The sequence below is a fragment of the Sagittula sp. S175 genome, assembly GCF_049800975.1.
GTDB lineage: Bacteria > Pseudomonadota > Alphaproteobacteria > Rhodobacterales > Rhodobacteraceae > Sagittula.
Genome location: NZ_JBNAGB010000001.1, coordinates 303,566 through 329,842 on the forward strand (window position 1 = coordinate 303,566; position 26,277 = coordinate 329,842).

Here is a 26,277-nt window from a genome sequence, read left to right on the forward strand (position 1 = left end):
CATCCCGGAGGTCCCGATGGCCCAGCAACACCCCGCCTTCACCGACGCCCTGACGAAGTTCGCCCACCAGCAGCACATCTTCTTTGTCGCAACGGCGGCCGAGGACGGCCGCGTGAACCTCTCGCCCAAGGGCATGGACAGCCTCCGCATCCTCGGTCCCAACCGCCTGATCTGGCGCAACCTCACTGGCTCCGGCAATGAAACCGCCGGTCACCTGAAGCGGGTCAACCGCATGACCGTCATGTGGTGCGGCTTCGAGAAGCTGCCGATGATCCTGCGCGCCTATGGCACCGCCCGCGCGCTGCACGAGCGTGACGCCGATTTCGCCACGCTGAACGCCCATTTCGCCGAGGACCCCGGCGCCCGCCAAGTCTACGACATGACCGTCGAGATGGTACAGACCTCCTGCGGTTATGCCGTGCCGCATTTCGACTACGCGGGCGAACGCCCCGTCCTGCACGATTGGGCCGAAAAGAAAGGCCCCGAGGGCATCCGCGCCTATTGGGACGAAAAGAACCGCACCACCATAGACGGTTTTCCCACCGACGTGCTGCCCCCGACTGACTGACCCCCGACTGAGCGGCCCCCGACCGACCGGCCTATGCCTTTGCACTTGGTGAAAGCGGCGGATTTCCGCTTTCCCGAGTCGGAAACAATGCCTAACCTGTCCGCCATGACGACCGAGGACACCACTCTCTCGCCGGGCGACCTTCCGGCCAGCGGCATTGGCGGCTGGCTTTTGTTGCTCGCCGTGGGCATCGTCATCGCGCCCATCAATGCTGGGCTCAGCCTGTTGGGCATCTGGCAAAAGGTCTTTGCCTCCGGCCTCTTTGCCCAGCTGACCAATCCCGCTGACCCCGACTACAACCCGCTCTGGCGCGTGGTCTTCCTGTCGGAAATCCTGTTTCACGCCACCCTGATGCTGGCGCTGCTGGTCCTCGCCGTGCTGTTTTTCAACCACCACCGCAGCGTACCGAAATTCTACTTCGCCATCAGCCTCGTCTCGGCGCTGTTCATCGCGGCGGACTTCCTCGCCGTGCGCTCGCTGGTGCCCGATGCGCTGTTGCTGACCGACGCCATGCTGAAAACCCTGCTGGGTGTGGCAATTTCCCTCGGGGTCTGGACGCCTTACCTCTTCCTGTCCGAACGAGCGCAGCTTACCTTCGTGCGATAAGAAGGAAGCCTCCCCCATGTCGGAACTCACCCTGGAACAGGCGCTGGACGCCCTGCTCGCCCATGCCGACCCCGAGCGTGCCATGGGCATGGCCAGTTATCACAAGGCCATGCGCACCTACCTCGGCACGCCCAACCCGGCCATCAACGACCTGGTCAAGGACTGGCGCGCCGACCTGTCGCTGGAGGATCGTCTCGCGCTGGCCTCGGCCCTCTGGGAAACCGACATCCACGAGGCCCGCGTCGCCGCCGCCAAGCTGCTGGTCCAGGCCCGCATCCGTCCCTCGGATCGGGCTGTCTGGGATCTCATATCCTCATGGGTGCCGCAGTTCGACGCCTGGGCCATTGCCGATCACGTCTGTTCTGCCGGTGGTCGTCGCGTCATGGCCCACCTCTCTCGCCTGGATCAGATCGAGACCTGGACCCGGTCTGAGCACCTCTGGACACGACGCGCTGCATTGGTCATCACCCTGCCGCTGGCGCATCTGAATTTCCCCAGCCCCGAACAACAAGCCGCGCGTGAACGCGTGCTGGGCTGGGCCGCCGACTACGCGAAGGACCAAAGCTGGTTCATCCAGAAGGCTGTCGCCTGGTGGCTGCGCGACCTGTCAAAGCACGACGCCGACCGGGTGCGCAGCTTCCTGGACCAGCACGAAAGCGTCATGAAACGCTTCGCCGTCAAGGAAGCGCGCAAATACCTCGCGCCCACGCGCTAGGGCGAGACTTCACCCCCCGGCAAAGACCTGGATCGTCGGCAGATCGGTCAGCGGCGCGCCGATCAGCTGCATTGCCGACAGCGAAATCCGGCTGCCCGCCGTCTTCGGCCCGTCAATCGGGATCAGGTCGACCTTGGCGCTCTTGCCATTGAACGCGACCCGTCCCGTCTGCGCCTTGGACACCAGCGGCGTCTCCAGCCATAGGCCCGGCTTCGACGGATCACCTAGGCTCGCAATGGTATCCCCCAGCGCCTTCTCGGCAGAAGGGTCCTCGGGGGCCGCTGCTGCCGCCTTCTTCTCCTCGACCGACACGGTATCGAACTGCGCCGCCGTGCGGGCATTCGCCGGAGGCTTCGGAGCAGCAGCCCCCTCAGGCCGCGCCTGCGGACGCGCCTGATCTGCCGCTACCTGTTGCGCCGGAGCCTCTGCAACCGTCGCCTTCGGGGCAAAGGGCCCACCGGACCCACAGGCTGCCAAAGCCAGCGCCGACACCAGCCCCACCGTCATTCCAACACGCATGTCATGTCTCCGTCCTGCTCGCCCACCTCCTTACACGCATCCGCCTTTCGTACACAATCGCGCGCACGCCCTTGCTCAAACATCCGCCGACCTCTACCTTCGCCCGCATGACCACGCCCCTCATCGACCCCTTTCAGCGCCCGATTTCCTATCTTCGGGTTTCCGTCACCGACCGCTGCGATTTCCGCTGCGTCTACTGCATGTCGGAGAACATGACCTTCCTGCCAAAGAAGGAACTGCTGACGCTCGAGGAACTGGACCGCATGTGCTCCACCTTCGTCGGACTGGGGGTCGAGAAACTGCGCATCACCGGGGGCGAGCCGCTGGTGCGTCGCGACATCATGACATTCTTCCAGCGCATGACCCGTCACCTGGACTCGGGCGCGCTGAAGGAACTGACCCTGACCACCAACGGCAGCCAGCTGGAACGCTTCGCGGAGGGCCTTTACGCCGCCGGTGTGCGCCGCGTGAACATCTCGCTCGATACGCTGGACGAGAAAAAATTCGCCGACATCACCCGCTGGGGCCGCCTGCCGCAGGTGCTCAAGGGCATCGACGCCGCGCAACATGCAGGCCTGCGGGTTAAGATCAACGCCGTGGCCCTCAAGGGCTTCAACGACGACGAACTGATCCCGATCACCGAATGGTGCGCCGAGCGCGACATGGATCTCACTTGGATCGAGGTCATGCCAATGGGCGACATCGGCAACGAGGACCGGCTCGACCAGTACTGGAAGCTCACCGACCTGCGCGCCAAACTGGCCGGGACCTACAGCCTCACCGACCTGCCCGAACGCACCGGCGGCCCCGCCCGCTACGTCCGGCTCGAGGAAACCGGGCAAAAGATCGGCTTCATCACGCCGCTCTCGCACAATTTCTGCGAAAGCTGCAACCGCGTGCGCCTGACCTGCACCGGCGAGCTGTTCATGTGTCTCGGCCAAGAGGATAACGCCGACCTGCGCGCGGCGCTCAGGAACCACCCTGACAGCGATGCCGCGCTGGAGGACGCGATCCGCGCCGCCATCCGGCTGAAGCCCAAGGGCCACGATTTCGACTACTCGCGTCAGACCGTCGACGGCCGCGTCTCGCGCCACATGAGCCACACCGGGGGCTGACCGCAACAGCAGGACGGCTGCCTCGACACTGGGCTGCGCCCCAATCCCCCACGGCTCCATCGCCACGAAGGGATAGGCACGCGCGTGCTTTCACCTTCTCCTTTGCGCAAATACCCCGGGGGAGACGCTCCACAGGAGCGGCGGGGGCAGCGCCCCCACCTGCACGCGACAGCGTGCTCCCCTGTGCAGGCGCAGCCTGCTTCTCTGGGTTACGCCCTCTTCAGTCAGACAGCTTCCGCAGCCGCGCGAACAGCGACGAAGTATCCCAGCGCCCGCCACCCATGTTCTGCACATCCTTGTAAAACTGGTCCACCAAAGCCGTCACCGGCAGCGATGCCCCGTTCTCTTCGGCGGTCTTCAGGCAGATGCCTAAGTCCTTGCGCATCCAGTCCGTGGCAAAGCCATGGTCGAACTTGCCGTCCAGCATGGTGCCGTGGCGGTTCACCATCTGCCAGGACCCCGCCGCGCCGCCGCCGATCACCTCGACCACCGCGCGCCCGTCCAGCCCCGCCTTCTCGGCGAAATGCAGCCCTTCGGACAGGCCCTGCACCAGCCCGGCGATACAGATCTGGTTCACCATCTTGCAAAGTTGTCCCGCGCCGGAATCCCCCAGCCGCTTGCACAGCTTGGAATAGGCGGCGATGATGCCCTCGGCATCCGTATAGGCCCCCTCCTCGCCGCCGCACATCACCACAAGCTGGCCGTTCTCTGCCCCGGCCTGCCCGCCGGACACCGGCGCGTCGACAAAGGAAATGCCCCGCTCCTCGGCCGCGTCGTGCAACTCGCGCGTGACCTGCGCCGACACCGTGGTGTGATCGACAAAGATGCAGCCCTGCTTCATCCCGGCAAAGGCCCCGTCCTCACCCATGCAGACCGACCGCAGGTCATCGTCGTTGCCCACGCAGGACATGACAAAGGCCGCGCCTTCGGCCGCCTCGCGCGGGGTCGCGGCCATCTTGCCGCCGAATTCCGCCACCCATTTCTCGGCCTTGGCGGCGGTGCGGTTGTAGACCGTCACCTCGTGCCCAGCCTTCACCAAGTGGCCCGCCATGGGATAGCCCATCACGCCCAGGCCCAGAAACGCCACTTTTGCCATTGTTCACCTCCCGTCACGCGGGCAGGCGCGCCCCTTGGCAATCCGCCCCCCGCAAGTTAAGTCCCGTCCCACTCCAACTACCCCAAACGGACGGAGAGGGAAATGGCCGGACTGTTCCGCTGGCTGGTGCGTATCGTGACCGCCGCGTTGATCCTCTCGGTGGTGGGTTTCATCCTCGTCCGCCATCTCGCCCTGCGCTCGCTGCCCGAGTACGACAAGACCCGCCCAACCGACGGGATCACCGCCGACATCGAGATCGTGCGCGACAACAATGCCGTTCCGCATATCATGGCGCTGTCGGACCGCGACGCGTTCTTCGGCCTGGGCTACGTACACGCGCAGGACCGCCTGTGGCAAATGACCCTGCTGCGCCGCACCGCGCAGGGCCGCCTGTCCGAGCTGTTTGGGAGCCGCACGGTGCGCACGGACACGCTGCTGCGCCGCCTCGATCTGTATCCGCTGTCCGTGGCCTCTGTCCCGCATCAGGACCCCCGGACCCTCGACGCGCTCGAGGCCTACAGCGCCGGGGTGAACGCCTATATCCAGGAGATCAATGCCGACGCGCTGGGGCGTGGCGCGCCGGAATTCTTCCTCTTCGACGCCGCCATCGCGCCGTGGCAGCCTGCCGATTCCATCGCCATCGTGAAACTCATGGCGCTGCAACTCTCGGGCCAGTTGGGCGAAGAAGTCATCCGCGCCCGAACCTCGCTGCTGCTGGATGACGAGCGCCGCGTCTCCGACATCTTGCCCGACATCCCCGGCGAGGGCATTGCCGCGCTGCCGGAATACGCCAGCCTCTTTCCCGATGCGGAGCTGCCGAAATACGCCGACGGCAGCACGCTGCAGAACCCCTTCCTGCCCGCCACACCGCGCCGGGGGCTTGCAGGCGCGTCAAACGCGTGGGCCGCGGCGCCCGACCGCTCTGCCTCGCGTGGGACGCTTTTGGCCAATGACCCGCACCTCGGCCTGACCGCGCCGTCGATCTGGTATCTGGCGCGGATGCAGCTGCAATCCGGAGGTGTCATCGGCGGCTCGATCCCCGGTATCCCCGCGATCATGGTGGGCCGCTCGGATCGCCTTGGCTGGGGCCTGACCTCGTCGTACCTCGACGACCAAGACCTCTTCGTCGAGCAGCTCAATCCCGACAATCCCGAGCAATACCGCACCCCCACCGGCTGGAAACCCTTCCGTACCCGCAAGTCGATCATCGACATCAAGGACGAACAGCCGATCACCATCACCCTGCGCTTTACCGACAACGGCCCCGTGCTGCCCGGTTCGCAGTTCGACCTCGACACTGTGACGCCGCCGGGGCACGTCATGTCGCTGGGCTGGACGGCCCTGTCACCGCAGGACACCTCGATCTCGGCCGCCGTCGGTCTGATGATGGCCGAAGACGTGCCGCAGGCCATCGAGGCCTCGCGCGCCTATGTCGCCCCCTCGCAGAACCTGACGCTGGTGGACCGCGACACCGTTGCCCTGCAACTGGTCGGCGCCATGCCGAAACGCGACCCTGCGCACCAGTCCCAAGGTCGCCTGCCCGCCCCCGGCTGGATCGCGCAGAACCGCTGGCAGGGGATGCTGCCCTACTCGGCCAACCCCGCCTTCATCGCGCCCAAGGGCGGGATCGTTGGCAATACGAACAACAAGGTGATCGACCGCCCGTTTCCGCTCCATGTCTCCTTCGACTGGGGCGACTCCCAGCGCGTGCAGCGTTGGCGGACCCTGATGCAGGGCCGCAAGGTCCACACCCGCGACAGCTTCATCGAAGCGCAGCTGGACACCGTATCCCCCGCCGCGCGCACTCTGCTGCCGCTCATTGGCCGCGACCTGTGGTACACCGCCGAGGCCGCCCCCGAGGGCACCCCTGAACGCCAGCGCCAGCGCGCCCTTGCCCTGCTCGCCGACTGGAACGGCGAGATGAACGAACACCTCCCCGAGCCGCTGATCTACGCCGCCTGGCTAAAGTTCCTTCAGGAACGGCTGATCCAGGACGACCTGGGCAAGCTTGCGTCCGAGTTCACCCATGTCGAGCCGCTGTTCATCGAGCGCGTCTTCCGCAACATCGACGGCGCTGCGGGCTGGTGCGACGTGATCCGCTCGGCCCGCATCGAAAGCTGTTCCGACATTGCCCGCCTCGCGCTGGACGACGCGCTCGTCTGGATCGGAGAGACCTACGGCACCCAACTGGAATCCCTGCGCTGGGGCGACGCTCACGTGGCCATCCACGAACACAGCGTGCTGGGCGACGTGCCGATCCTGCGCACCATCGTGAACATCCGCCAGAACACCTCAGGCGGGGACTTCACCCTGCTGCGCGGCCGCACTGCCGGTGACGGCGCAGAGCCGTTCAGCAACGTCCACTCCGCAGCCTACCGTGGCGTCTACGACTTCGCCGATCCCGACAGTTCCGTGTTCATCTCCTCGACCGGGCAATCCGGCCACCCGCTGTCGCGTCATTACGACGACCTCGGACAGCTGTGGCGGCGCGGCGAATACATCCCCATGTCGCTGGACATCGACCTCGCCCGCGCCGCGGCCACCGGCGTGACCCGCCTCGTCAAACCGTGATCTCCCAACGCGAGGCACGCCACCTCGCGGCGGGTGCCTTGCGCGCCCACGGGCTGCCGGGACGACCCAAAGCGCTGAAATGGCGCAGCGCCCCGGCACAGGCACAACTGTTCACCGCGGGCAACCTTCTGCTGAAGGTCTACGCCCCCGATGCCCGGGCGCGGGGCCAGCGTCAGGCCAGCCGCCAGACCGAGGTGGCCAGCGCGCTTGCCCAAGGGCCCTTTCGCGCGCCACCCGTCGCCTTTTTCGACGGCCAGACCCTCGCCATGCCGCGCATCGCAGGCCCCGACCTCGCGACGCTCTGGCGCGACGGCGATCCGACGGTCCCCACCCTCGCGGGTCTTTGGCTGCGCGCTTTCCACGACCTCAGCCAACACCGCTTCCCGTTTCAGCCCGTGCCACATGTCAAATGGCTGCGGCATGTGGCTGGACAGGTGGAAAAGCAAGACAGGCTGGTCATAGACCCGAAGGCTTTTACCGCAGTCTGCGCCGAGGCCATTAACCAAGCCCACGCCCTTCGCAGCCAACCCTCAACACGCGCGATTATCCACCGCGACATGACCCTCGCCAACCTGCTCTATGACGGCAGTGTCACATGGGGGATAGACTTCGAAAATACGAGCGAGGATGCGCCTCTGCGGGATCTCTTCACACTCGCTCTGGATTTCGTCACGCTGTGCCGTCGCAATGGCTGCGATGATGGTCGCGCTCTGACTGACCTGCGCGCCGCCTACGGAGACAACCGCACAGCTCCCCGGGTACGTGAGTTCCTGACCAGATGCTATGCATTGCACGTCTGGGCCAATACGCCCTTGGCGCCGACCCCGATCCATCACGCCCGCCTTGTTGCGGTGCGCCGCCTTCTTGCTACAGGCGAACAACTGATTTGATTAGCGCTGCGCACGTACCTTCCTCTTGGCCAAGATACCGCAGAGAAGCCGCTCGAAACGAATGGCGGAGGCAACTCCAAATCCTGATTTTTCTAGAAGAAATCGACTGTTGAGCACATTCGTCCCTACAAACCTGAAAACCTGAAAACTTGAAAAAACTAAATGTGCGTAACGTGATCCGTCGATGATGACCCTAAGATCTCGCATACAAAGCGCCAGCGCGCACTGCATTAAAAACGGCGCCCGCAATAACTATCCGGTCTGGCGTCAAAGTTTGGCAAAGCGTTCCCGGTCCCGCGCCGACCAATCGACGGTCAGCAGGTACCCATCTTCGTCTTGGACCTCGCTTTCCACGAGCCCTTTGTCGAACAACCAGGCACGCTGCCGTCCATTTCCGTATCCAAGCCGCACTTCTTCTGTGCGCCGCTCCTCACCAAGCGCATCCGTGACAGCCTGAAGGAATGCGTCCAGCCCCTCGCCAGTCAGAGCAGAGACGGCGTAAATGCCCTCTTCCCGATCGGCCCGAAGCGCCAGTGCAGCTTGGGCATCTTCGTCCACCCTGTCGATTTTGTTCCACAACTCCAGCTGCGGTGTTTCCTCGTCTACTCCGAGGCTGTCGAGAATCGTCCTGACATCCTGCGCCTGGGCCTCGCTCTCGGGATGCGAAATATCGCGCACGTGAACGATCACATTTGCCGCGAGAACTTCTTCCAGCGTCGCCCGGAAAGCCGCCACCAGTTCTGTCGGCAAATCCGAGATGAAACCCACCGTATCAGACAGGATCACGTCCGCGCCGGCGGGCAGTCTCACTGCTCGCATGGTCGGGTCGAGCGTGGCGAAAAGCATGTCTTTCGCCAGCACCTCGGCGCCCGTCAAACGGTTGAAAAGTGTCGACTTTCCGGCGTTGGTGTATCCTACAAGGGCAACAATCGGATAGGGCACCTTGGCCCGCGCTTTGCGGTGCAATTCGCGTGTCTTGACGACCTTCTCCAGCTGTCGGCGCAACCTGACCAGCTGTTCGTCGATCGCCCGCCGGTCCGCTTCGATCTGGGTTTCCCCGGGGCCACCCACGAACCCCAACCCGCCCCTCTGGCGCTCAAGGTGTGTCCAAGCCCGCACCAGACGAGTCCTCTGGTAGGACAGCGCCGCCATTTCCACCTGCAAGCCCCCCTCCCGGGTCGCCGCTCGGTCCGAAAAAATCTCGAGAATCAAACCCGTCCGGTCCAGCAGCTTGACGCCCCATTCCTTCTCGAGGTTGCGCTGCTGCACTGGCGTAACCGGCCCATCGACAAGCACCAGTTCGACCTCGTTCTCATGGAACAGGTCTTTGAGTTCCTTGATCTTTCCGGTTCCAAACAAATGGCCGGGATGTGGATCGCGCAAAGGAACAACTGTTGCTCCCAGAACCTCAAGGTTCGGGAGCGCCACAGCCAGAGAAACGGCTTCTTCGAGCGCCAGCCCGGCATCACGCCGCGGACCGGGGCCTTTCAGGTCGGGATGCAGGACCCATGCACGGGTCACTGGCGTCGCGTGTTCCTTCAGTTGTCTTCACCGTCGTACAGGTTGATCGGCTGACCCGGCATAATCGTCGAAATCGCGTGTTTGTAGACCAGCTGCGACTGGCCGTCGCGGCGCAGGAGCACGCAGAAGTTGTCGAACCAAGTGATGACGCCCTGCAATTTCACGCCGTTGATCAGGAAAACCGTCACCGGCACCTTCGTCTTGCGCACATGGTTCAGGAATGCGTCCTGTAGGTTCTGTCTGTCGGAAGCCATTGGTTTGCCTTTATTCTTGCCTTTGGCCCGTCCCTCGGGGCCGCCCACGCGAAATGGAGTATGTCGCGCGCGCAAAGGAGTTTCCAGACGTAAAATAACGCTTTCTTCACTCTGTGTGGCGCTTGTGCCGACGCAGGCAGAACTCTGGCCTCAGGAACGCCAGCTGTCCGGGCTCAGCATGACAATGACCGCGAGCAATTCCAGCCGCCCCAGGACCATTGCCGCGCAGAGTAGAACCTTGGCGTGCCAGACATGCGCGTTGAGGTCTATGGCAGCTTCCGGCGCCACCGAGATCAGCGGCCCGGTGTTTGCCAGCGTGGCAATGGTCAGCACGGTGGCGTGTTCGAAACTCAATCCATAAAGGCCAAGGATCATGGTCAGCACTGCCAGGATGACGGCAAAAAGCATGAAGAAGACCCAGGCGATAAAGGCACCCTCCTTGCGGAGCCTGCGCCCCAATAGCCCCGCACCGCCAACAGAGGACGGATGTACCAGTCGCTCGATCTCGCGAGTGCCGTTAAGATAGAGTGCATAAACCCTGAGCAGCTTGACGCCCCCGGCGGTCGTCGCCACGCCTCCACCCAACAGCGCGAGTCCCATCAGGATGATGCCAGGCGTCGACAGGCCGGACCAGCCCTGCGCCGTATCCCACTCCGCGCTGACAAAACCATTTGTTGTCAAGAAATTAGCGGCAGTGAACAGTCCACCCCAGAGTGCACGGAACCCTGCAATCCAGTCCTGCTCCTCACCGACTTCGAAAGCCGCGATCCAGTGCCGGAGGAAGAGCGCAAAGGGCACGACGAGAACCAGCAGAAGGCCCAGCCGGAACTCCGGATCATACCACAAGCCCCGCTCGTGGCGGGTGTCATTCGAAAATGTTTGCCGCGAAAATGCAAATGCCAAAAAAAGGAACAGGATGACCTCTCCCCACATGCCGCTCGGGGCGCCCTCAACTCCACCCAAGGGCGATATGCCGGAGGTGGACATCACCGCCATGGCATGTGTCAACGCGATCAGCGGCGGATCGCCGGCCACCAGCAGCATCACCGACAGCGCCAGCGTCAAACCGATGTAAAGCGGCACCAACGCCTCGACACTGCGCCATAGGCGCTGTTGCGGGTCAGAAACCTCCGACGCCGCGGCCCCCGATAGAATCGCCTGCCCCGGCTCACCGCTCGCCGTGACCTCGAAACCACCTAGTGCCAGAGGCGCCATGATCGCCGAGGCCGCAATCCACATCAGCATCCCGCCAAACCAACCAACCTCAGACCGCCAGAGGTGTTCCGGACCAGACAGCCGCGCGGGGTCGAAAAGCGTCGCGCCCGTGGTTGTAAAAGAGGACACCATCTCGAAGTAGGCGCTGGCAAAGGTCGTGGTACGCACGGCCTCTTGGAAAGGAATGGCCATGAAAACAGGAATGAATACAAAGGCCGCTGCCAATGCCAAAAGCTGCCTCAGCGCACTGGTATTATGGGCCCGGTTCGACATCGCAATAGCAACCAGCGCTGTCAGCACCAAGCCGATCACAGCGCCATAGAAGAAGCTGCGGGCGTCGTGAAATTCCTCGATCGCTAGGGCATATCCCGCCGGCAGCAGCATCGCCACCGAGGTAAACCCGGTCAGCGACAAGAAGAGCGGCAGGCGAGCCAGCGCGTGCATCAGAAGAAGTCGATGGAGACCTGCAACAGGCGCTCCACTTCGGGCACGTCGCCAGACAGGCAGAAAAGCACGATCAGGTCGCCGTCCTCGATGCGCAGGCTGCCGAGTGGCTTCATTACCTGATCCCCTTTGCGCACAGCTCCCACCAGAACACCTTCGGGAAAGTCGATGTCGCGGATCAAGGCCCCAGCGATCGGCGATGTGGACAAGACTTCGGCCTCGATCACCTCGGCCTCGGCGTCGCCAATGGAGTAGACCATCCGCACCTTGCCATGGCGGATGTGTCGCAGGATGGAGGACACCGTGGTCGAGCGCGGATTGATATAAGCGTCGATCCCAAGTGGCTCCATCAGCGGCACCAGCGTCGGATCATTGATGAGCGCAATGACCATGGGACAACCGGCGGCCTTGGCCCGCACGGCGGCCAGCATGTTGACCTTGTCGTCATCGGTTACACAAAGGGTCGCGTCCGCGCGTTCGACACCGGCCTCGGTCAACAGGGACTGGTCCAGCCCGTCGCCATGCAGCACGATGGTACGCTCCAGTTCCTCCGCCGCACGCTCCGCATTCCTCCGGTCCCGCTCGATCACCTTTGCACGCACCCGTTCGGTGCGTTTCTCCAGCCGCCGCGCGACCGCCAGGCCAACGTTGCCCCCGCCGACAACAACGACGCGCTCTAGCTTGCGCGCCGTCTTGCCAAAGATCTCCAACGTCCGCTGAATATCCTCGAAGTGCACCATCACGTAGCAATTGTCGCCCGGAAACAGCTGGTCGCCGCTTTCGGGTGCAAACAGCGTGCCCTCGCGCCGTACTCCCACGACAACCGCCCGTAGGGTCGAAAACAGGTCTGACAACTGCCGCAGCGGCGTGTTCACAATAGGGCAATCCTCGTCGATCACGAGCCCCATGAGCTGCGCCTTGCCGTCGAGGAACTTCTCCGCATCGAACGCTACCGGCGAGGAAAGTCGCTGCAATGCAGCCTCTGCGACCTCGCGTTCGGGACTGATGACCACATCGATGGGCAGATGATCGCGGCGATAGAGATCGGAGTAAATCGCCGTCAGATAGCTTTGCGCCCTGAGGCGGGCGATCTTGCGTGGTACAGAAAACACCGAATGCGCGACCTGACAGGTCACCATGTTGACCTCGTCCGAATGAGTTGCGGCGATAATCATGTCGGCGTCTCGGGCCCCTGCCCGGTCCAGAACGTCCGGGTATGACGCAAACCCGGCGATCCCCTGCACGTCCAACGTATCCGTCGCACGACGCACGAGGTCCGGATTGCTGTCCACGACGGTGACGTCGTTGCGTTCTCCCGCCAGGTGACGGGCAATCTGCCAACCGACCTGCCCCGCCCCACAGATGATGACCTTCATGGACGCTTTCCCTAACCTTTGCCACGGCATGGCACGCGCGCCTACCGTCGTCAACGCCAACGCGCCAGTGGTCCTACCGGATTGCCCCAGCATCCGGCGGCCAACGATTTTTCGCCGAAAAATCGCAGCCAACAAGGACAATCCGTTCAGAGCAAAGCGTCACCGCCCCTCTGCCACACGCGCCTTCCATTCCCGTTTCCAAGCGAAAACGTCTTCGCGCGCGTCCCAATGGTAACGAGGATCTTCCAGCGTCTTGGACCACCAGAGGCGCCCCATGCCTTGCCGCCAAGGATCCAGCACGATGCCTTGTTCCATCGGCGCGCCCTTGGCCGATACAATCAATACCGAGTGCTCCAACTTGACGTTGCGCGAGTTCGCAATGGCTCGATGGAGATCGATGGTCTTCAAGTTCAGTCCCCACATGGCGACTTGCAGGTCATCCGCCCAGTCCTTGCATAGCCCACGTGGGCGTAGGCCATGGTTGACTTTCATGTTGTGAACCAGAGGCGGGTCCACAACCTGCCATTCCTTGGCCCAACGCAACGGCTCTCGCACCGCAGTTTCTGCGACCCGCTGCGCTTCCACCGGGTCAATCCCCGGCCCCAGCGCGAGAATATCCGCCTTGAGTGCCGCGATCTTTGCCGCCTCCGGTGTTTCCGCCCCCGACGTCGCGAGGTCCGGCTGAAGCGTATCAACCGCTGGCATCGAACACCCCGCTGCCAGCCCCGCCATAAGCAGAGCCGCGACAGTCCTGATGAATTTCATCGGTTTCATCCCAAGTGTCTCAGGAGGCATCCTGCATCCGGTCTTCGTCGACATGGGCGAAGCGCGACCCCGCCTTGGCCGAGGTCACAACGCCCAATGACTTCAATTTTCGGTGCAGCGCCGACCGCTCCATGCCTACAAACGACGCGGTACGCGAGATGTTCCCGCCGAAGCGGTTGATCTGCGTTAGTAGGTACTCGCGCTCGAATGCTTCACGCGCCTCGCGCAAAGGAAGGGTTGCCAGCGTCCCCGACAGCACGACACGTCCTTCGGCATCTGTTTCCGGACCGGCGTCTTGCGGAAGTTCCCGCGCTTCGATCGGTCCGTGGCCGTCACCGAGAATGAGCACCCGCTCCACCAAATTCTTCAACTGGCGGACGTTTCCGGGCCAAGTCATTGTTTGCATGAGCGCCACCGCATCCTCGGTCAATTCCCGCAGCGGCAGACCTTGCGTTGAGTTGCAAGACTCAATGAAATGCTTCGCCAGGACCGGGATGTCCTCGCGCCGTTCGGCCAGGGACGGTACGGCGATCGGAACAACATTCAACCTATGATACAACTCTTCGCGGAAACGTCCCAATGCGATCTCTTCTTGCAGGTCGCGCCCAGTCGAAGAGATAACGCGCAGGTCAACCCGCACCTTGTCGGCACCTCCGACACGCTGGAACTGCTGGTCCACCAAAACGCGCAGAATCTTCGACTGGGTGCCCACCGGCATGTCGGCCACTTCATCAAAGTAGATCACGCCGCCATGTGCCTGCTCCAGCAGCCCCGGTTCGATGCCACGCTTCGCGGATTCCCGTCCGAAGAGCATCTCTTCCATCATATCTGGCTCCACGCCAGCACAGTTCACCGTCACGAAGGGCGCACCGGCGCGGTTTGAATTCGAATGTATGTAGCGCGCGGCGACTTCCTTGCCCGAGCCTGCGGGCCCCGACAGCATCACCCGTCCGTTGGATTTCGTCACTTTGTCCAATTGCGCCACAAGCCCGCGGAACGAAGCGCTTTCGCCGATCATCTCGGCCTGTTTGACTTCTCCGCGCTTGAGCTGCTGGTTCTCGCGCCGCAGCATGGACGCCTCCATGGCGCGGCGTATCACGACCAGCAACTGGTCGATGTTGAACGGCTTCTCTATGAAGTCATAGGCGCCTTGCTTGATGGCTGCGACCGCGATTTCGATATTTCCATGGCCCGAAATGATGACCACCGGCACGTCAGGGTTGTCCCGCTTGACCGACTTCAGGATGTCGATCCCGTCCATCTTGCTGTCCTTCAGCCAGATGTCGAGGATCAGCAGCGCCGGGGGTTCGGCGTTGATCTCGGCCATGGCGTCGTTCGAATTGCCCGCCAGCCGAGTGGTGTAGCCCTCGTCTTCGAGGATGTCCCCGATCAATTCCCGAATATCACGTTCGTCGTCGACAATCAGAATATCGCTCATGCCGTCTTCTCCATGGTTTCGTGCTCAAAGCCTGTTGTGTTTGTTGCCTGCGCTTCGACAGGATTCAGCGGCAGCCGGATGACCGCCATCGCGCCGCGATGGGCGCCCTCCGTAAACGGCGGCGCGTCGTCCAGAGACAGCGTGCCGCCATGTTCCTCGATGATCTTCTTGACGATGGGCAGTCCCAGGCCCGTGCCTTCGCTGCGCGTTGTCACGTAGGGTTCGAACAGCCGCGCGCGGTCCTCGGGCAGGCCGATGCCGTTGTCCATGATGCGGATGAGCGCGTCGGTGCCGTCCACCTCGGCCTCGACCCGGATCTGCGGCGCGTAGCCCTCCGGCGCGCCCTTGGCGATCAGGCTTTCGGTGGCCTCGCCCGCGTTCTTGATCAGGTTGGTAAAGGCCTGCCCGATCATCCCCGCGTCCAGCTCGGACGCCATCTTGTCACGCGTGATCTTCGTCCTGAAGGTCACGCCGGGCTGGCCGCTGTCCTGCAAGAGGACCGCACCGCGTAGGAGGTCACCAAGGTCCTCGGGGCGTCGCTCAGGTTCCGGCATGCGGGCGAATTTCGAAAATTCGTCCACGATCCGGCGCAGGCCGTCGGTCTGACGGATGATGACACCGGTCATCTCCTCCAGCTTGTCCGCGTCGTCCTCGTCCAGCTGGCGCCCGAACTTGCGCTTGATGCGCTCGGCGCTCAGCTGGATCGGCGTCAGCGGGTTCTTGATCTCATGCGCGATGCGCCGCGCCACGTCGCCCCAGGCGGCCATGCGCTGCGCGCTGACAAGGTCGGTCACATCGTCGAAGGCCACCACGTAGCCCTCGAGGCTAGCGTCCTGCCTGCGCCGGGTCGAGACACGGACCAGCAGGTGTTCCAGCCGCCCTTCACGCACGACCTTGACCTCTTGCTGCACCATCTCGCGGCCCTCTGCCCGCAAGCGATCAAATACCTCGCCGAACTCCGGCACCGCCACCATGATCGGGTCGGTGCGATGGGTTTCATGCCAGCCCAGCAGGCGCTCCGCCGAGCGGTTGACGAAGGTCACCTTGCCATCGGGGTCCAGACCCACCACGCCCGACGTCACCGAGGTCAGCACCGAGTCGAACAGCCGCTGGCGGCGCTCGATCTGGCGGGTGTTCTCCAGCAGCGTCTCGCGCTGGACCTTCAGCTGCCGGGTCATCTGGTTGAAGTAGCGTCCGAGCATGGAGATCTCGTCGTCGGTTTCCTCCTCCGGCACCTGGACGTCCAAATCTCCCGCGCCCACTTCCTGAGCGGCCCCGGCCAGACGCCCGACGGGACGTGACAGGCGCTCGGCGAACCACAGCCCCGCAAGCGTCGCCGCAAGGATCAGCAGCACGGCAAACCCAAGGTACAACAGCGCAAAGTCAAACAACCGCCGACCACGCTCGCTTTCCTGTTGCTGGTAGAAGCGCGCGGTCTCCTGCGTCTCGTCCAGAAGGTTCAGGATCGCACCATCAACCTCCCGGCTGACGTAAAGGTATCTGTCCACGAAGGCCTTCAACGGCACCAAAGCCCGCAACTCATTGATGTCATAGTCGCGAATGACAGCGACACCCGTCTCATCTGCATCGGAAAAATCTCCGGCTGCGGGCTTTTCGAAGTCAAACAGATAGGACCGCTCGCCTCTCGCCCGGATTTCACCGGCACCATCGACAACGAATGCCTCTGCAAGTCCACGCTGGATCTGCGCCTGCCCCTGCCCAAGCAATCGGCGCAACGCACCATCATCGACGATCACCGTCGCTCTGCGGTTGGCGTCTAGGTAATCCGCCAAAGCCTGCGCATCCTGCACCAAACCGTCCCGGGTCTGCGCCTCGTAGGCTTCGGCAGCCGCGCGCGAGGCACCGACAACGTTCTGAACCCGTGTCGAAAACCATGTTTCCAAGCCGATATTGATCGTCAGGACCGCGAAGACGGCGACAGTGATCGTGGGCAGAAGTGCCATCAGCACAAAAGCCGCCGTCAGCCTCAGGTGCAAGCGTGACCCGGCGGACTGTTGTCGCCGCGCAGCAACCATCCGCGCCACCCGAGCAAGAACCAGCCCAGCGAGCAGCAGCACGTAGACGAGGTCTGCCAACAAAACCAGACGAAGGCTGAGCGTCGAAGAGCCTTGATCCAGGGGGCCCAGAACCATGAAGGTTGCAAGCGCCAGCACTGGCCCCAACGCGACCAGCAAAAGGGTCATGAGGTTGTTGAACCACCGCTTCCGGCGCATCCGCATGAGAAACTCCCACGTCGGAGACCGGAAGGTAATACGTGCCCGCGTGGCCACAGCCTACCCTCGTCAATGTATCGCATCGCGCGCCTGCTTTGCAGGTCGCCGTGCGAAGACCGCCATATATCGTGCGCCTTCTCACCATGCTGAACCGAAACCTTCCGGACCATTGCGGCGGGGTCACACCTACTGTGGTCTTTTTACATCAACTTGCGCCGCCGTGTCACGCGAATATCGAGGTCGGTGATCTTCTTGCGCAAAGTATTGCGATTGATGCCAAGAAGGTCGGCACATTTCGCCTGATTTCCGCCGGTTGCCTCCAGTGCGATTTCGATCAGGGGCGCCTCGACTTCTCGGACGATACGACCGTGCAGCCCCGGCGGCGGCAGCATGGCGCCGTGGAGATCGAAATATCGACGCAAATGCCGCGCAACGCTTTCACCCAGCTTGTCACTGTCCCCGCCGCGCAGCACCGGACCGGTCTCCGGCTGGTTGCCCAGAACTGCTTCAACTTCCGCACGGGTGATTTCTTCGGAACGCGACGTCAGCGACAGCCGACGTACCGCGTTTTCCAACTGCCGAACGTTGCCGGGCCAGCTGTATACGCGGAACAGGTCCTGCGCCCCTTCCGACAGCCAACGCTTGGGGGCACCCTCGCGCTCCGCACGAGCAAGGAAGTGCTCCGTCAGCAAGGAAATATCCTCGACCCGCTCACGCAAAGACGGCACTTGGATCGCCGCCCCGTCAAGGCGATAGAACAGATCCTGACGCACCTTGCCACCTTCGATCAACGACTGCGGGTCCAATTGGCTGGAAGCGAGGAAACGGGGAACGTGATCGCCCGGTACATCCATCATGCGCACAATACGAGCCTGAATTTCGTCGGGCACGTCCGCAATCTCGTCGATCAGAATTGTGCCGCCCTTCACTCTGGCCAGAACCCGTGCCGGACCGTCGAGATCCGACAGGTCGCTTGCAGTGACCGTGACGAATGGCAGTGTGCGGCGATCCGAAAAGTCATGCAGCGCCTTGGCGATCAGGGACTTCCCGGTTCCGCTCTCGCCTGTAATCAGCACCGGCAGGTCGGTGTTCATAACCTTGGCCACCAACCGGTACAGGGCCTGCATCGCTGGCGTCTTACCCACCAGCGGCAGTTCGTCAGGCTCATCCGCTCCGACCACCTGCTCTTCGCGCCGCGGCGCCCGACCCCGGTTTTCCAGTGCCTTGGCCGTCCGCTTCATAAGGTCAGGCAGGTCGAAGGGCTTGGGCAGGTAATCGTAGGCTTCTGCCTCGGCAGCCTGGATGGCGGTCATGATTGTGTTCTGCGCCGATATCACGATCACCGGCAGCCCCGGACGGTCCTCCGCGATTTTTGGAAGCATTTCCAGTCCGTTGCCGTCCGGCATCATGACGTCCGAGATGACCACGTCGCCCTTGCCCTCGCCGACCCATCGCATGAGCGTCGTGAGGGAAGAGGTTGCATGCACCTTGCAGCCCGCGCGCGTCAGCGCCTGGGTCAAAACGGTGCGGATCGTGCGGTCGTCATCGGCGACGAGTACGGTGCCGTCCATCAATTGCTCTCCTTCTTCGCCCGGGGCGCCCGGGGCAGCGACATGCGAAAGACCGTGCGGCCGGGGACGGACTCCACCGAAATCCAGCCGTCATGGTCGGAAATGATCTTGGACACCAAGGCGAGCCCAAGGCCCGTGCCGTTCTCCTTACCCGACACGAAGGGATCAAAGATGTCCCCCTTGATTGCCTCTGGCAGGCCGGGACCATCATCAATGATCTCGATCTGAAGCGGCAGCGTCTGACCGGAGCCGTCGGCGCGGCGGAGACGGAAGCTGTGCTCGTAGTAAGTGTGCAGGGTGATCGTGCCACCGTTTATCGAATCGGCCGCCTCAGACGCGTTTTTTACAAGATTGAGAACCACTTGCAGCAGTTGATCCGGATCTCCCCAAGCCATTGGCAGAGATGGATCGTAGTCCTCGATGATCTTCATATGGGCGCCAAAACCCAGGAGCGCAGACCGCCGCGCGCGGTCCAGAACATCGTGAATGTTCACTTCACGCCGATCAGGTGCACTGAGGTTGCCGAACTGCTCGACCTGCTCCAGCAATTTCACGATGCGGCGCGTCTCGGCAACGATAAGGTCGGTGAGTTCGAGATCTTCCTGCGGCAGGTTCATGCTCAGCAATTGGGCTGCACCTGTTATCCCCGCCAGAGGGTTCTTGATCTCGTGGGCCAACATTTCGGCCATACCGATGGCCGATTTGGCTGCGGATTTCACACTGTGGGACTGCGTCATGCGACCAGCCAGCTCGCGTGGCGAAATCAGCATGACCATCCAGCCATCGCGCCCCATTACCGGAGCAATTTGAAGATTGCAGACAAGGGGCGGACGCGCACCGGTGCCAACATCCACATCGTTGACGAACAATGGCGTGCCATGTTCCCGCGCGCGCTTGAGGCTTTCCTCGAGCGGTGCATCCACAGCGAGGCGATCCCAAACTGGTTGCCCTTGCAGCCATTTGGCCGAGTTGTTCAGAAAGCCCTCACCGGCGGGATTGAGGTCTGCGATGCGTTCGTCGGCGTCGATCAGGATCGCAGGCACCGGAAGCGACGACCAGATCATCATGTCCATGTTCTCGGCCATCACGCCACCGCCATGTCGCGACGCGCGATTGCATCCGGCAACAGATGCAGCACTCGTGTGGTGTTCCGCTCGGTCAGAATTGCCTGCCTCACGTCGGCGGGTGTACCCGCACGATCCATGTACCAACCCAGATGCTTGCGCGCGACACGGTTACCCAACTGAGATCCGTAAAAACTCAACATCGCCTCGTAGTGTTCTGAAATCATTGAAATCAGATCGTCCCCTTCAGGAATAACCGGCGGCGTTCCGCCAAAAATATCGGCTGAGATCTGCGCCAGCACCCAAGGTGCTCCCTGAGCACCGCGCCCCACCATGACGCCATCCGCGCCAGACAGCCCAAGTGCGTCCCGCGCCGAAAAACCGTCGACGATATCGCCATTGGCCACCACCGGAATATCAACTGCGTCCTTGACCGCCTGTATGGCCTTCCAGTCGGCCCGCCCCTTGTAGAACTGGCAGCGTGTACGGCCATGGATCACAACCATGCGGACACCGGCGGATTCCGCCTTCTTGGCTAGCTCCGGCGCATTCAGGGAGGCATCATCCCAGCCCAGCCGCGTTTTCAAGGTCACGGGCACGTCGACTGCCTCGACCACGGCCTCAATCAGCTTGAGCGCGTGGTCTGGCGCCCGCATGAGCGCCGAACCTGACCAGCCCCCGGTGACCTTCTTGGCCGGGCAGCCCATGTTGATGTCAATGACTCTGGCGCCCATGTCGGCTACCATCCGGGCCGCTTCGGCCATGGGGCCCGGCTCGCGACCGGCAATCTGCACCGACGTATTCTCGATCTGCGCGCCCAACTCCGCCTTTTCCCGCGTACCGGGACGCGCGGTCAGGAACTCACCCGATGCGATCATTTCTGACACCACAAGACCCGCACCAAAGCGCGAGACCAAATTGCGAAACGGCAAGTCGGTGATTCCTGCGAGAGGGGCCAGCATGACCGGTGGATCGATGGGGCGTTGTCCGATGGCGAAAGGCAAATGCCTAGTCCTTGTGCGTCAAAGCAGATCTGCGTCGTTACAAGCCCGAAGTAGCCTCTCCCTTGTAATTCTTCAATGTTTCCTCGGGGTATTGCGCCACATGCGCGTGCAAACGCACATTTTTTAATCAATCACGTCAGCAATTGCGCCTTGCGACCGTGCCGCTTATGAACAGGAAAACTAGGGATTTCAGTCGCATGAACACAGCCATCCTCATCGTTGCCGCAGGACGGGGGACCCGGGCTGGTGGGGTGCTGCCGAAACAGTGGCAGAGGCTTGCCGGAAAAGCCGTAGCACGATGGACGATCGAAGCCATGGCCCCGTTCGGGCGGCTCGTAATGGTGGTGCATCCGGACGACCGAGAGATCGCCACAGAGGTATGCGCCGGACTCGATGTACTGTTAGTGGATGGCGGCCACGAGCGCAGCGACTCGGTGCGGCTGGGGCTGGAAGCGCTGGAGAACGAAGGCTTCGACAGCGTCCTTATCCACGACGTGGCGCGCTGCTGCATACCGGCGGAGGTGGTCGACAACGTATTGGTTGCATTGCAAAATGCGCCATGCGCTGCACCAGCGCTGGCCGTCACCGATGCGCTATGGACCGGCGCCGAAGGGCTGGTCACCGGGGTACGCGACCGCGCGGGGCTGTACCGCGCGCAAACCCCGCAGGGGTTTCACTTTGACGCGATCCTTGCGGCGCATCGCGCCCACAGGTTACCAAGCGCCGACGACGTAGAGGTTGCCCGCGCGGCAGGCTTGCCGGTGAGCATCGTACCCGGCTCTGAACGCAACATGAAGATCACGACGCCCGAGGATTTCTCGCGCGCAAGCAAACTGTTACGAGGCGATATGGATGTAAGACTGGGCAACGGCTACGACGTACATGCCTTTGAGGACGGTGACCATGTCATCCTGTGCGGGGTGCGCATCCCGCATGACCGCAAACTGAAGGGACACTCGGACGCCGATGTGGCGATGCACGCCGTCACGGATGCGCTGTATGGGGCCATGGCAGAGGGCGACATCGGTCGACACTTCCCTCCCAGCGATCCACAGTGGAAAGGCGCGGCCTCCGAGATATTTCTGAAACATGCGGTCGACTTGGCGCGTGCAAATGGCTTCACGATCAGCAACATCGACGTGACGATCATTTGCGAACGCCCGAAGGTCGGCCCGCATGCCGCTGAAATGACACAGGAAATGGCACGCATCATGGGTTTGGACGCAACGCGCATCTCGGTCAAGGCGACGACCTCGGAACGACTGGGCTTTACCGGCCGCGAGGAAGGCATCGCCGCCATCGCGACCGCCACGCTGGTGGCGTCATGAAGTGGGTCGCCTCTTTCGCTGGCGTGGGCTTTCTGAAGCCGGCACCGGGCACCTGGGGCTCGCTGGCGGCTCTGCCGGTGGCCTATGGGATCATCCTGTTGGGTGGCTTTTGGCTGCTCCTGGCACTATCGGTCGTGGTTTTTGTGATCGGGCTCAAGGCCACGGAATCGCTTACGAAAACCGGGGATCATGACCCGTCCTGGATCGTGATTGACGAGGTGGTCGGCCAGTGGATCGCACTCTTCCCGGTCGCCTATGGCGCGGGCATGATGGGTGTCGAAGTCTGGCGGCTGTGGCCGGGCTGGGTGTCCGGCTTCGTCCTGTTCCGCCTGTTCGATATCTGGAAGCCTTGGCTGGTGGGCCGCGCAGATGCGCGGGGCGATGCCATGGGCGTGATGCTGGATGACGTGATTGCCGGGGTCTTTGCCGCCGTGGTGTCGATCGTCCTGGCAGGACTCGCGCATGGATTCTTGATGTGAGCATCGCATCGCAAATACTTGATAAGGCGTCGAAAGACGGGAAAACTGTGACCTGTGCCGAAAGCTGCACCGGCGGAAAGGTCGCGGCGGCCATCACTGATTTGGCCGGGTCGTCAGCGATCTTTGAGCGGGGCTTTGTCACTTATTCCAATCAGGCCAAACATGAGATGCTGGGCGTGCGGACCGAGACGCTGGACGCGCATGGCGCGGTCTCCGAGGAGGTCGCGCGCGAGATGGCGGAGGGCGCGCGGCGCGCGGCGCAGGCCGATGTGGCGGTGGCGATCAGCGGCATCGCTGGCCCCGGAGGATCGGAGTTCAAGCCCGAAGGCCGGGTCTGTTACGCAGTCAGCAGTGTGGCCGGAACGCGGTCCGAGACCATCGAGCACGGTGCGCTTGGGCGGGCGAATGTGCGCGAAGCAGCGACGCAGCACGCGCTGGAAATGGTCCTGAGGGCGCTGGAATTTTAACCCTTCTTTTACGCGACCGGCCGGTTTTCCCCGGTTTTCCGGCCGGTTGTTAACCATCGTTCGCCGCGTTAACCGGGGCGGATACGATGAGTCGGATGCATGCCGGTGACAGGTTTCGCGCGAAACGCGAGACGAGGAATGCTAAGTCGGGCGAAAGACCGGCCCAATGCGTGATGAATTATTAGGCAGAAATTTCCACCTCTGCTTACCGAAACCCTAATTTATCACCATACATGAATCGCACAATCATTGGGCATTAACTGAATATTCAGCCCATAGACCGGGCTATTTGCAAAATGCCAACCAAATAACCGCCCTGAAACTCAATTGACCGTTTGTCGTGCGGAAGAATCCCCGCATAGGCGCGCACGGACAAGAATGCGCGCCGTCGGGCGCCTACGAGGGAAGGAGAACTTCATGGTTGGAGCGGATACCGCCTGGATCATCGTCGCAACGGCACTGGTGCTGTTCATGACGCTGCCGGGCCTCGCCCTGTTCTACGGTGGTCTGGTTCGCGGACGCAATGTGCTGAGCGTCTTCATGCATTGCTACGCCATCGCGTGTCTGATGAGCATCCTGTGGTTTGTCGCGGGCTATTCGATCGCCTTTGGCGGCGAAGGGGCCTATTGGGGCGGGCTGGGCAAGATGTTCCTGAACGGCATCGACGCGGACACCGTGGCCGGGACCATCCCCGAAGTGCTGTTTTTCGCGTTTCAAATGACCTTTGCCATCATCACCCCGGCGCTGATCGTCGGTGCATACGTGGAGCGGATCGGCTTTGGCTTTGTACTGCTGTTCTCGGCGCTGTGGATGCTGGCGGTCTACGCGCCGGTGACGCATTGGATCTGGGGCGGCGGTTTCCTGGCGGATGGTGGCATCTTTGGCGAGACCGGCGTGAAGGATTTCGCGGGCGGCATCGTGGTGCACGAAACGGCCGGTTTGGCGGCGCTGCTGATCGCGGTCTTCCTCGGCCCGCGCAAGGACCATTCCAAGCCGCCTCACAACCCCGGATACGTCATGATCGGCGCGTCCATGCTGTGGGTCGGCTGGTTCGGCTTCAACGGCGGTTCGCAGCTGGCGGCAGACGGTGGCGCGGCCATGGCGATGACCGTGACGCATATCTCGGCGGCGGCGGCTTCGCTGACTTGGGCGCTGTGGGAAAAGATCAAGTTCGGCAAGGCCTCTCTGGTGGGTATCGTGACCGGGACCATCGCGGGTCTGGCCTCGATCACCCCGGCGTCGGGTTTCGTGACCCCGGTGCAGGCGCTCATCATCGGCCTGATCGCGGGCATCCTGTGCCAGGAAGCGGTGAACCTGATCCGCAACAAGCTGAAGATCGACGACACACTGGATGTCTTTGCGGTGCACGGCGTGGGCGGCATTTTCGGCACGATCATGATCGCGGTGTTTGGCGCCGGGACCTGGGCCGCGCAGTTGGGATCGCTGGCGATTGTCGGCGTGTTCACCACGGTGATGACGGTGGTGCTGATCTTTGTCGTGAAGGCCGTGACGCCGTTGCGCGTGGATGCCGAGACCGAGGTCAACGGTCTGGACCTGATGGTCCACGGCGAGCGGGCATACGATCATGCCTCCTGAGGGAAGGGCATTTTGAGGACGAAAGCGGGCCCTTCGGGGCCCGTTTTACATTTGTCCGGTAATTTCGTGCAGGTTTTGCGTCTCGATCGCCTGCCAGAGCTGGTGCGCCTTGCTGGTGCCAAGCAAGGCTGCGGCCTTACCCAGGAGGCGGTCGGCGCGCTGTTCGAGCGGCTGGGGCGCGTCGAGGTCGTGGTGTGCCTCGAAAGCCCCTGCCGCGGTGTCGATCCGGACGAGGGATTCGGTTTCGCTGAGCGTGGCGTCGTGGTGGACGGTGGTGCGGTCGCGGAGGTGGATGAGCGCAGGGTCAGCGCAGAGGGCGTCGGTGTAGGTAGAGAGCGCGGCGGTTTCGTGGCCAAGCAGCGCGGCGGCGGCGATGGCGCGGTAGGAGAACTTCAGCTGAAGGCCTGTGCTGGGCTCGGGGATGTTGCAGACGGTCAGCCAGCGCGGATGGGTGGTGATCGTGATGGCGGTGATCTGCGCGGGGTCAGGGCGCGGCAGGGTTGCGAGGGCTTCGAGCGTGGCGTGCAGGCCGTGGCAGCAGGCGTGGTACTTGTGGCTGATCGACGTCATGAACGGCGTAGTGGGCTGGTCGGCGGTGCCGTCGCAGTGATGCGTGGCGAGGAAACCGTTCACGCCGTCCAGCGCCTCGGGGTTGGAGGTGAAACCGTGAGAGGCGAGCAGCGCAGCCTCGACCCCGTTCGAGGCGGCAATCCCGGCGTTGAAGGGTTTGCCCATGGTGCCGAACTGCGATTTCAGGCCGGCGGCGCGGGTGGACACCAGCGACAGGGCGTGGCGCATCTGCGCGTCGGTCAGACCGAGGATATGCCCCGCCGCAACAGTCGCGCCGAAGGCACCGGCGGTGGCGGTCTGGTGGAAGCCGACCTGATAATGCGAGCGCCCGAACAGTACGCCAAACCGGATCGACGCCTCGCAGCCCATAAGCGCCGCGTCGAGGATGCGGGAGAGCGGCGCGCGTTCGCGCTCTCCCACGGCCATGGCGGCGGACAGCGCTGCGACAGACGGGTGGCCGATATGGGCGAAATGGGTGTCGTCATAATCGAGCGCGTGCGAGGCGGCCCCATTTGCAAGGGCCACGGCACGGGCCGGGGCGCGCGCTCCGCCGAACAGTGTCGCCTGCCCTGCCCCACCTTCGTCCGAGATCAGGGCGCGGGTGGCAACGGCGACAGGCTCGTCCTGTCCGGCAATGCCGCAAGCGAGCCAGTCGAGCAGTGACAGGCGCATGACGGCACGGGCGCGAGCATCCTCCGTCGCGGCGCGGGAGACGGCAAGGATTTGGTCGATCAGGGACATGGGCGGCCTCCGGCAAGACATTGTTCACGGAGGTTATGTCGAACGGCAGACCAAATGGAATGCCTGCGGTCCGAGGCTTTGAAACAAATCCCAAAGCACAACGCGGGGGGGGCGCCGGTCAAAGACCGCG

23 protein-coding genes are annotated in these 26,277 nt (G+C 63.0%); 10 read left to right on the forward strand and 13 right to left on the reverse strand.

The annotated features are described in order from the left end of the window. Positions 1-16: 16 nt before the first annotated feature. The 3 genes from ACP16H_RS01465 to ACP16H_RS01475 all read left to right on the forward strand — a co-directional run bounded on the left by ACP16H_RS01465 (position 17) and on the right by ACP16H_RS01475 (position 1,889). The gene (locus tag ACP16H_RS01465) at positions 17-568 is read left to right on the forward strand and encodes a pyridoxamine 5'-phosphate oxidase family protein (protein ID WP_425070457.1); all 552 of its coding nucleotides are present in this window, start codon (positions 17-19) and stop codon (positions 566-568) included. Between the two features lie 87 nt (positions 569-655). Further along, positions 656-1,174 (forward strand): DUF2569 domain-containing protein, encoded by a 519-nt coding sequence (locus ACP16H_RS01470; protein ID WP_425070458.1) that lies wholly within the window; start codon positions 656-658, stop codon positions 1,172-1,174. Between the two features lie 16 nt (positions 1,175-1,190). Then, entirely contained in the window at positions 1,191-1,889 is a 699-nt protein-coding gene (locus ACP16H_RS01475; RefSeq protein WP_425070459.1) for a DNA alkylation repair protein, read from the forward strand. 9 nt (positions 1,890-1,898) lie between these two features. On the opposite strand, the gene ACP16H_RS01480 is transcribed toward ACP16H_RS01475, so the two are convergent. Then, the gene (locus tag ACP16H_RS01480) at positions 1,899-2,408 is read right to left on the reverse strand and encodes a hypothetical protein (RefSeq protein WP_425070460.1); all 510 of its coding nucleotides are present in this window, start codon (positions 2,406-2,408) and stop codon (positions 1,899-1,901) included. Between the two features lie 107 nt (positions 2,409-2,515). Here ACP16H_RS01480 and moaA point away from each other — a divergent pair, with 107 nt between their 5' ends. Further along, entirely contained in the window at positions 2,516-3,523 is a 1,008-nt protein-coding gene (gene moaA / locus ACP16H_RS01485; protein WP_425070461.1) for a GTP 3',8-cyclase MoaA, read from the forward strand. 220 nt (positions 3,524-3,743) lie between these two features. Here moaA and ACP16H_RS01490 read toward each other — a convergent pair whose 3' ends face one another. Beyond that, positions 3,744-4,619: an NAD(P)-dependent oxidoreductase gene (locus tag ACP16H_RS01490; protein ID WP_425070462.1), complete on the reverse strand. Its 876-nt coding sequence runs from the start codon at positions 4,617-4,619 to the stop codon at positions 3,744-3,746. A 102-nt stretch (positions 4,620-4,721) separates the two neighbouring features. Between ACP16H_RS01490 and ACP16H_RS01495 the strand changes: the two genes are divergently transcribed. Together ACP16H_RS01495 and ACP16H_RS01500 are read left to right on the forward strand one after the other, a co-directional pair. Continuing rightward, entirely contained in the window at positions 4,722-7,190 is a 2,469-nt protein-coding gene (locus ACP16H_RS01495; RefSeq protein ID WP_425070463.1) for a penicillin acylase family protein, read from the forward strand. Beyond that, complete coding sequence (locus ACP16H_RS01500; RefSeq protein ID WP_425070464.1) at positions 7,187-8,080, forward strand: phosphotransferase; 894 nt, start codon at positions 7,187-7,189, stop codon at positions 8,078-8,080. Before ACP16H_RS01495 ends, ACP16H_RS01500 begins: the two co-directional genes overlap by 4 nt. Positions 8,081-8,347: 267 nt before the next feature. Here the strand turns inward: ACP16H_RS01500 and hflX are convergent, their stop codons facing one another. From hflX to dusB, 10 genes are all read right to left on the reverse strand, one after another. Further along, complete coding sequence (hflX, locus tag ACP16H_RS01505; protein WP_425070465.1) at positions 8,348-9,601, reverse strand: GTPase HflX; 1,254 nt, start codon at positions 9,599-9,601, stop codon at positions 8,348-8,350. Between the two features lie 17 nt (positions 9,602-9,618). Continuing rightward, the gene (hfq, locus tag ACP16H_RS01510) at positions 9,619-9,855 is read right to left on the reverse strand and encodes an RNA chaperone Hfq (RefSeq protein ID WP_005860899.1); all 237 of its coding nucleotides are present in this window, start codon (positions 9,853-9,855) and stop codon (positions 9,619-9,621) included. A gap of 150 nt (positions 9,856-10,005) precedes the next feature. Continuing rightward, positions 10,006-11,514: a TrkH family potassium uptake protein gene (locus tag ACP16H_RS01515; RefSeq protein ID WP_425070466.1), complete on the reverse strand. Its 1,509-nt coding sequence runs from the start codon at positions 11,512-11,514 to the stop codon at positions 10,006-10,008. Then, complete coding sequence (gene trkA, locus ACP16H_RS01520; protein WP_425070467.1) at positions 11,514-12,890, reverse strand: Trk system potassium transporter TrkA; 1,377 nt, start codon at positions 12,888-12,890, stop codon at positions 11,514-11,516. The genes ACP16H_RS01515 and trkA overlap by 1 nt, the downstream gene beginning before the upstream one ends. Positions 12,891-13,049: 159 nt before the next feature. Beyond that, the gene (locus ACP16H_RS01525) at positions 13,050-13,655 is read right to left on the reverse strand and encodes a hypothetical protein (protein ID WP_425070468.1); all 606 of its coding nucleotides are present in this window, start codon (positions 13,653-13,655) and stop codon (positions 13,050-13,052) included. A gap of 19 nt (positions 13,656-13,674) precedes the next feature. Continuing rightward, positions 13,675-15,093 (reverse strand): sigma-54-dependent transcriptional regulator, encoded by a 1,419-nt coding sequence (locus ACP16H_RS01530; RefSeq protein WP_425070469.1) that lies wholly within the window; start codon positions 15,091-15,093, stop codon positions 13,675-13,677. Then, entirely contained in the window at positions 15,090-17,333 is a 2,244-nt protein-coding gene (locus ACP16H_RS01535; protein ID WP_425070470.1) for an ATP-binding protein, read from the reverse strand. Before ACP16H_RS01535 ends, ACP16H_RS01530 begins: the two co-directional genes overlap by 4 nt. Positions 17,334-17,527: 194 nt before the next feature. Next, positions 17,528-18,898, reverse strand: coding sequence for a response regulator (locus ACP16H_RS01540; protein WP_425070471.1), 1,371 nt, complete (start codon positions 18,896-18,898; stop codon positions 17,528-17,530). Next, positions 18,898-19,983 carry a two-component system sensor histidine kinase NtrB gene (locus ACP16H_RS01545; RefSeq protein WP_425070472.1) on the reverse strand — a complete coding sequence of 362 codons (1,086 nt, stop codon included), beginning with the start codon at positions 19,981-19,983 and terminating at the stop codon, positions 18,898-18,900. The genes ACP16H_RS01540 and ACP16H_RS01545 overlap by 1 nt, the downstream gene beginning before the upstream one ends. Then, positions 19,983-20,924: a tRNA dihydrouridine synthase DusB gene (dusB, locus tag ACP16H_RS01550; protein WP_425070782.1), complete on the reverse strand. Its 942-nt coding sequence runs from the start codon at positions 20,922-20,924 to the stop codon at positions 19,983-19,985. The genes ACP16H_RS01545 and dusB overlap by 1 nt, the downstream gene beginning before the upstream one ends. Positions 20,925-21,163: 239 nt before the next feature. On the opposite strand from dusB, the gene ACP16H_RS01555 reads away from it, so the two are divergent. The 4 genes from ACP16H_RS01555 (at position 21,164) to ACP16H_RS01570 (ending at position 24,836) form a co-directional block, all read left to right on the forward strand. Next, positions 21,164-22,294 (forward strand): bifunctional 2-C-methyl-D-erythritol 4-phosphate cytidylyltransferase/2-C-methyl-D-erythritol 2,4-cyclodiphosphate synthase, encoded by a 1,131-nt coding sequence (locus ACP16H_RS01555; protein WP_425070473.1) that lies wholly within the window; start codon positions 21,164-21,166, stop codon positions 22,292-22,294. Continuing rightward, on the forward strand, positions 22,291-22,773 hold the full coding sequence (locus ACP16H_RS01560) for a phosphatidylglycerophosphatase A family protein (protein WP_425070474.1): 483 nt from the start codon (positions 22,291-22,293) through the stop codon (positions 22,771-22,773). Before ACP16H_RS01555 ends, ACP16H_RS01560 begins: the two co-directional genes overlap by 4 nt. Next, complete coding sequence (locus ACP16H_RS01565; RefSeq protein WP_425070475.1) at positions 22,770-23,240, forward strand: CinA family protein; 471 nt, start codon at positions 22,770-22,772, stop codon at positions 23,238-23,240. Before ACP16H_RS01560 ends, ACP16H_RS01565 begins: the two co-directional genes overlap by 4 nt. A 417-nt stretch (positions 23,241-23,657) precedes the next feature. Next, on the forward strand, positions 23,658-24,836 hold the full coding sequence (locus ACP16H_RS01570; protein ID WP_425070476.1) for an ammonium transporter: 1,179 nt from the start codon (positions 23,658-23,660) through the stop codon (positions 24,834-24,836). A gap of 45 nt (positions 24,837-24,881) precedes the next feature. On the opposite strand, the gene ACP16H_RS01575 is transcribed toward ACP16H_RS01570, so the two are convergent. Continuing rightward, positions 24,882-26,147, reverse strand: coding sequence for an MmgE/PrpD family protein (locus ACP16H_RS01575; protein ID WP_425070477.1), 1,266 nt, complete (start codon positions 26,145-26,147; stop codon positions 24,882-24,884). Positions 26,148-26,277 lie beyond the last annotated feature (130 nt).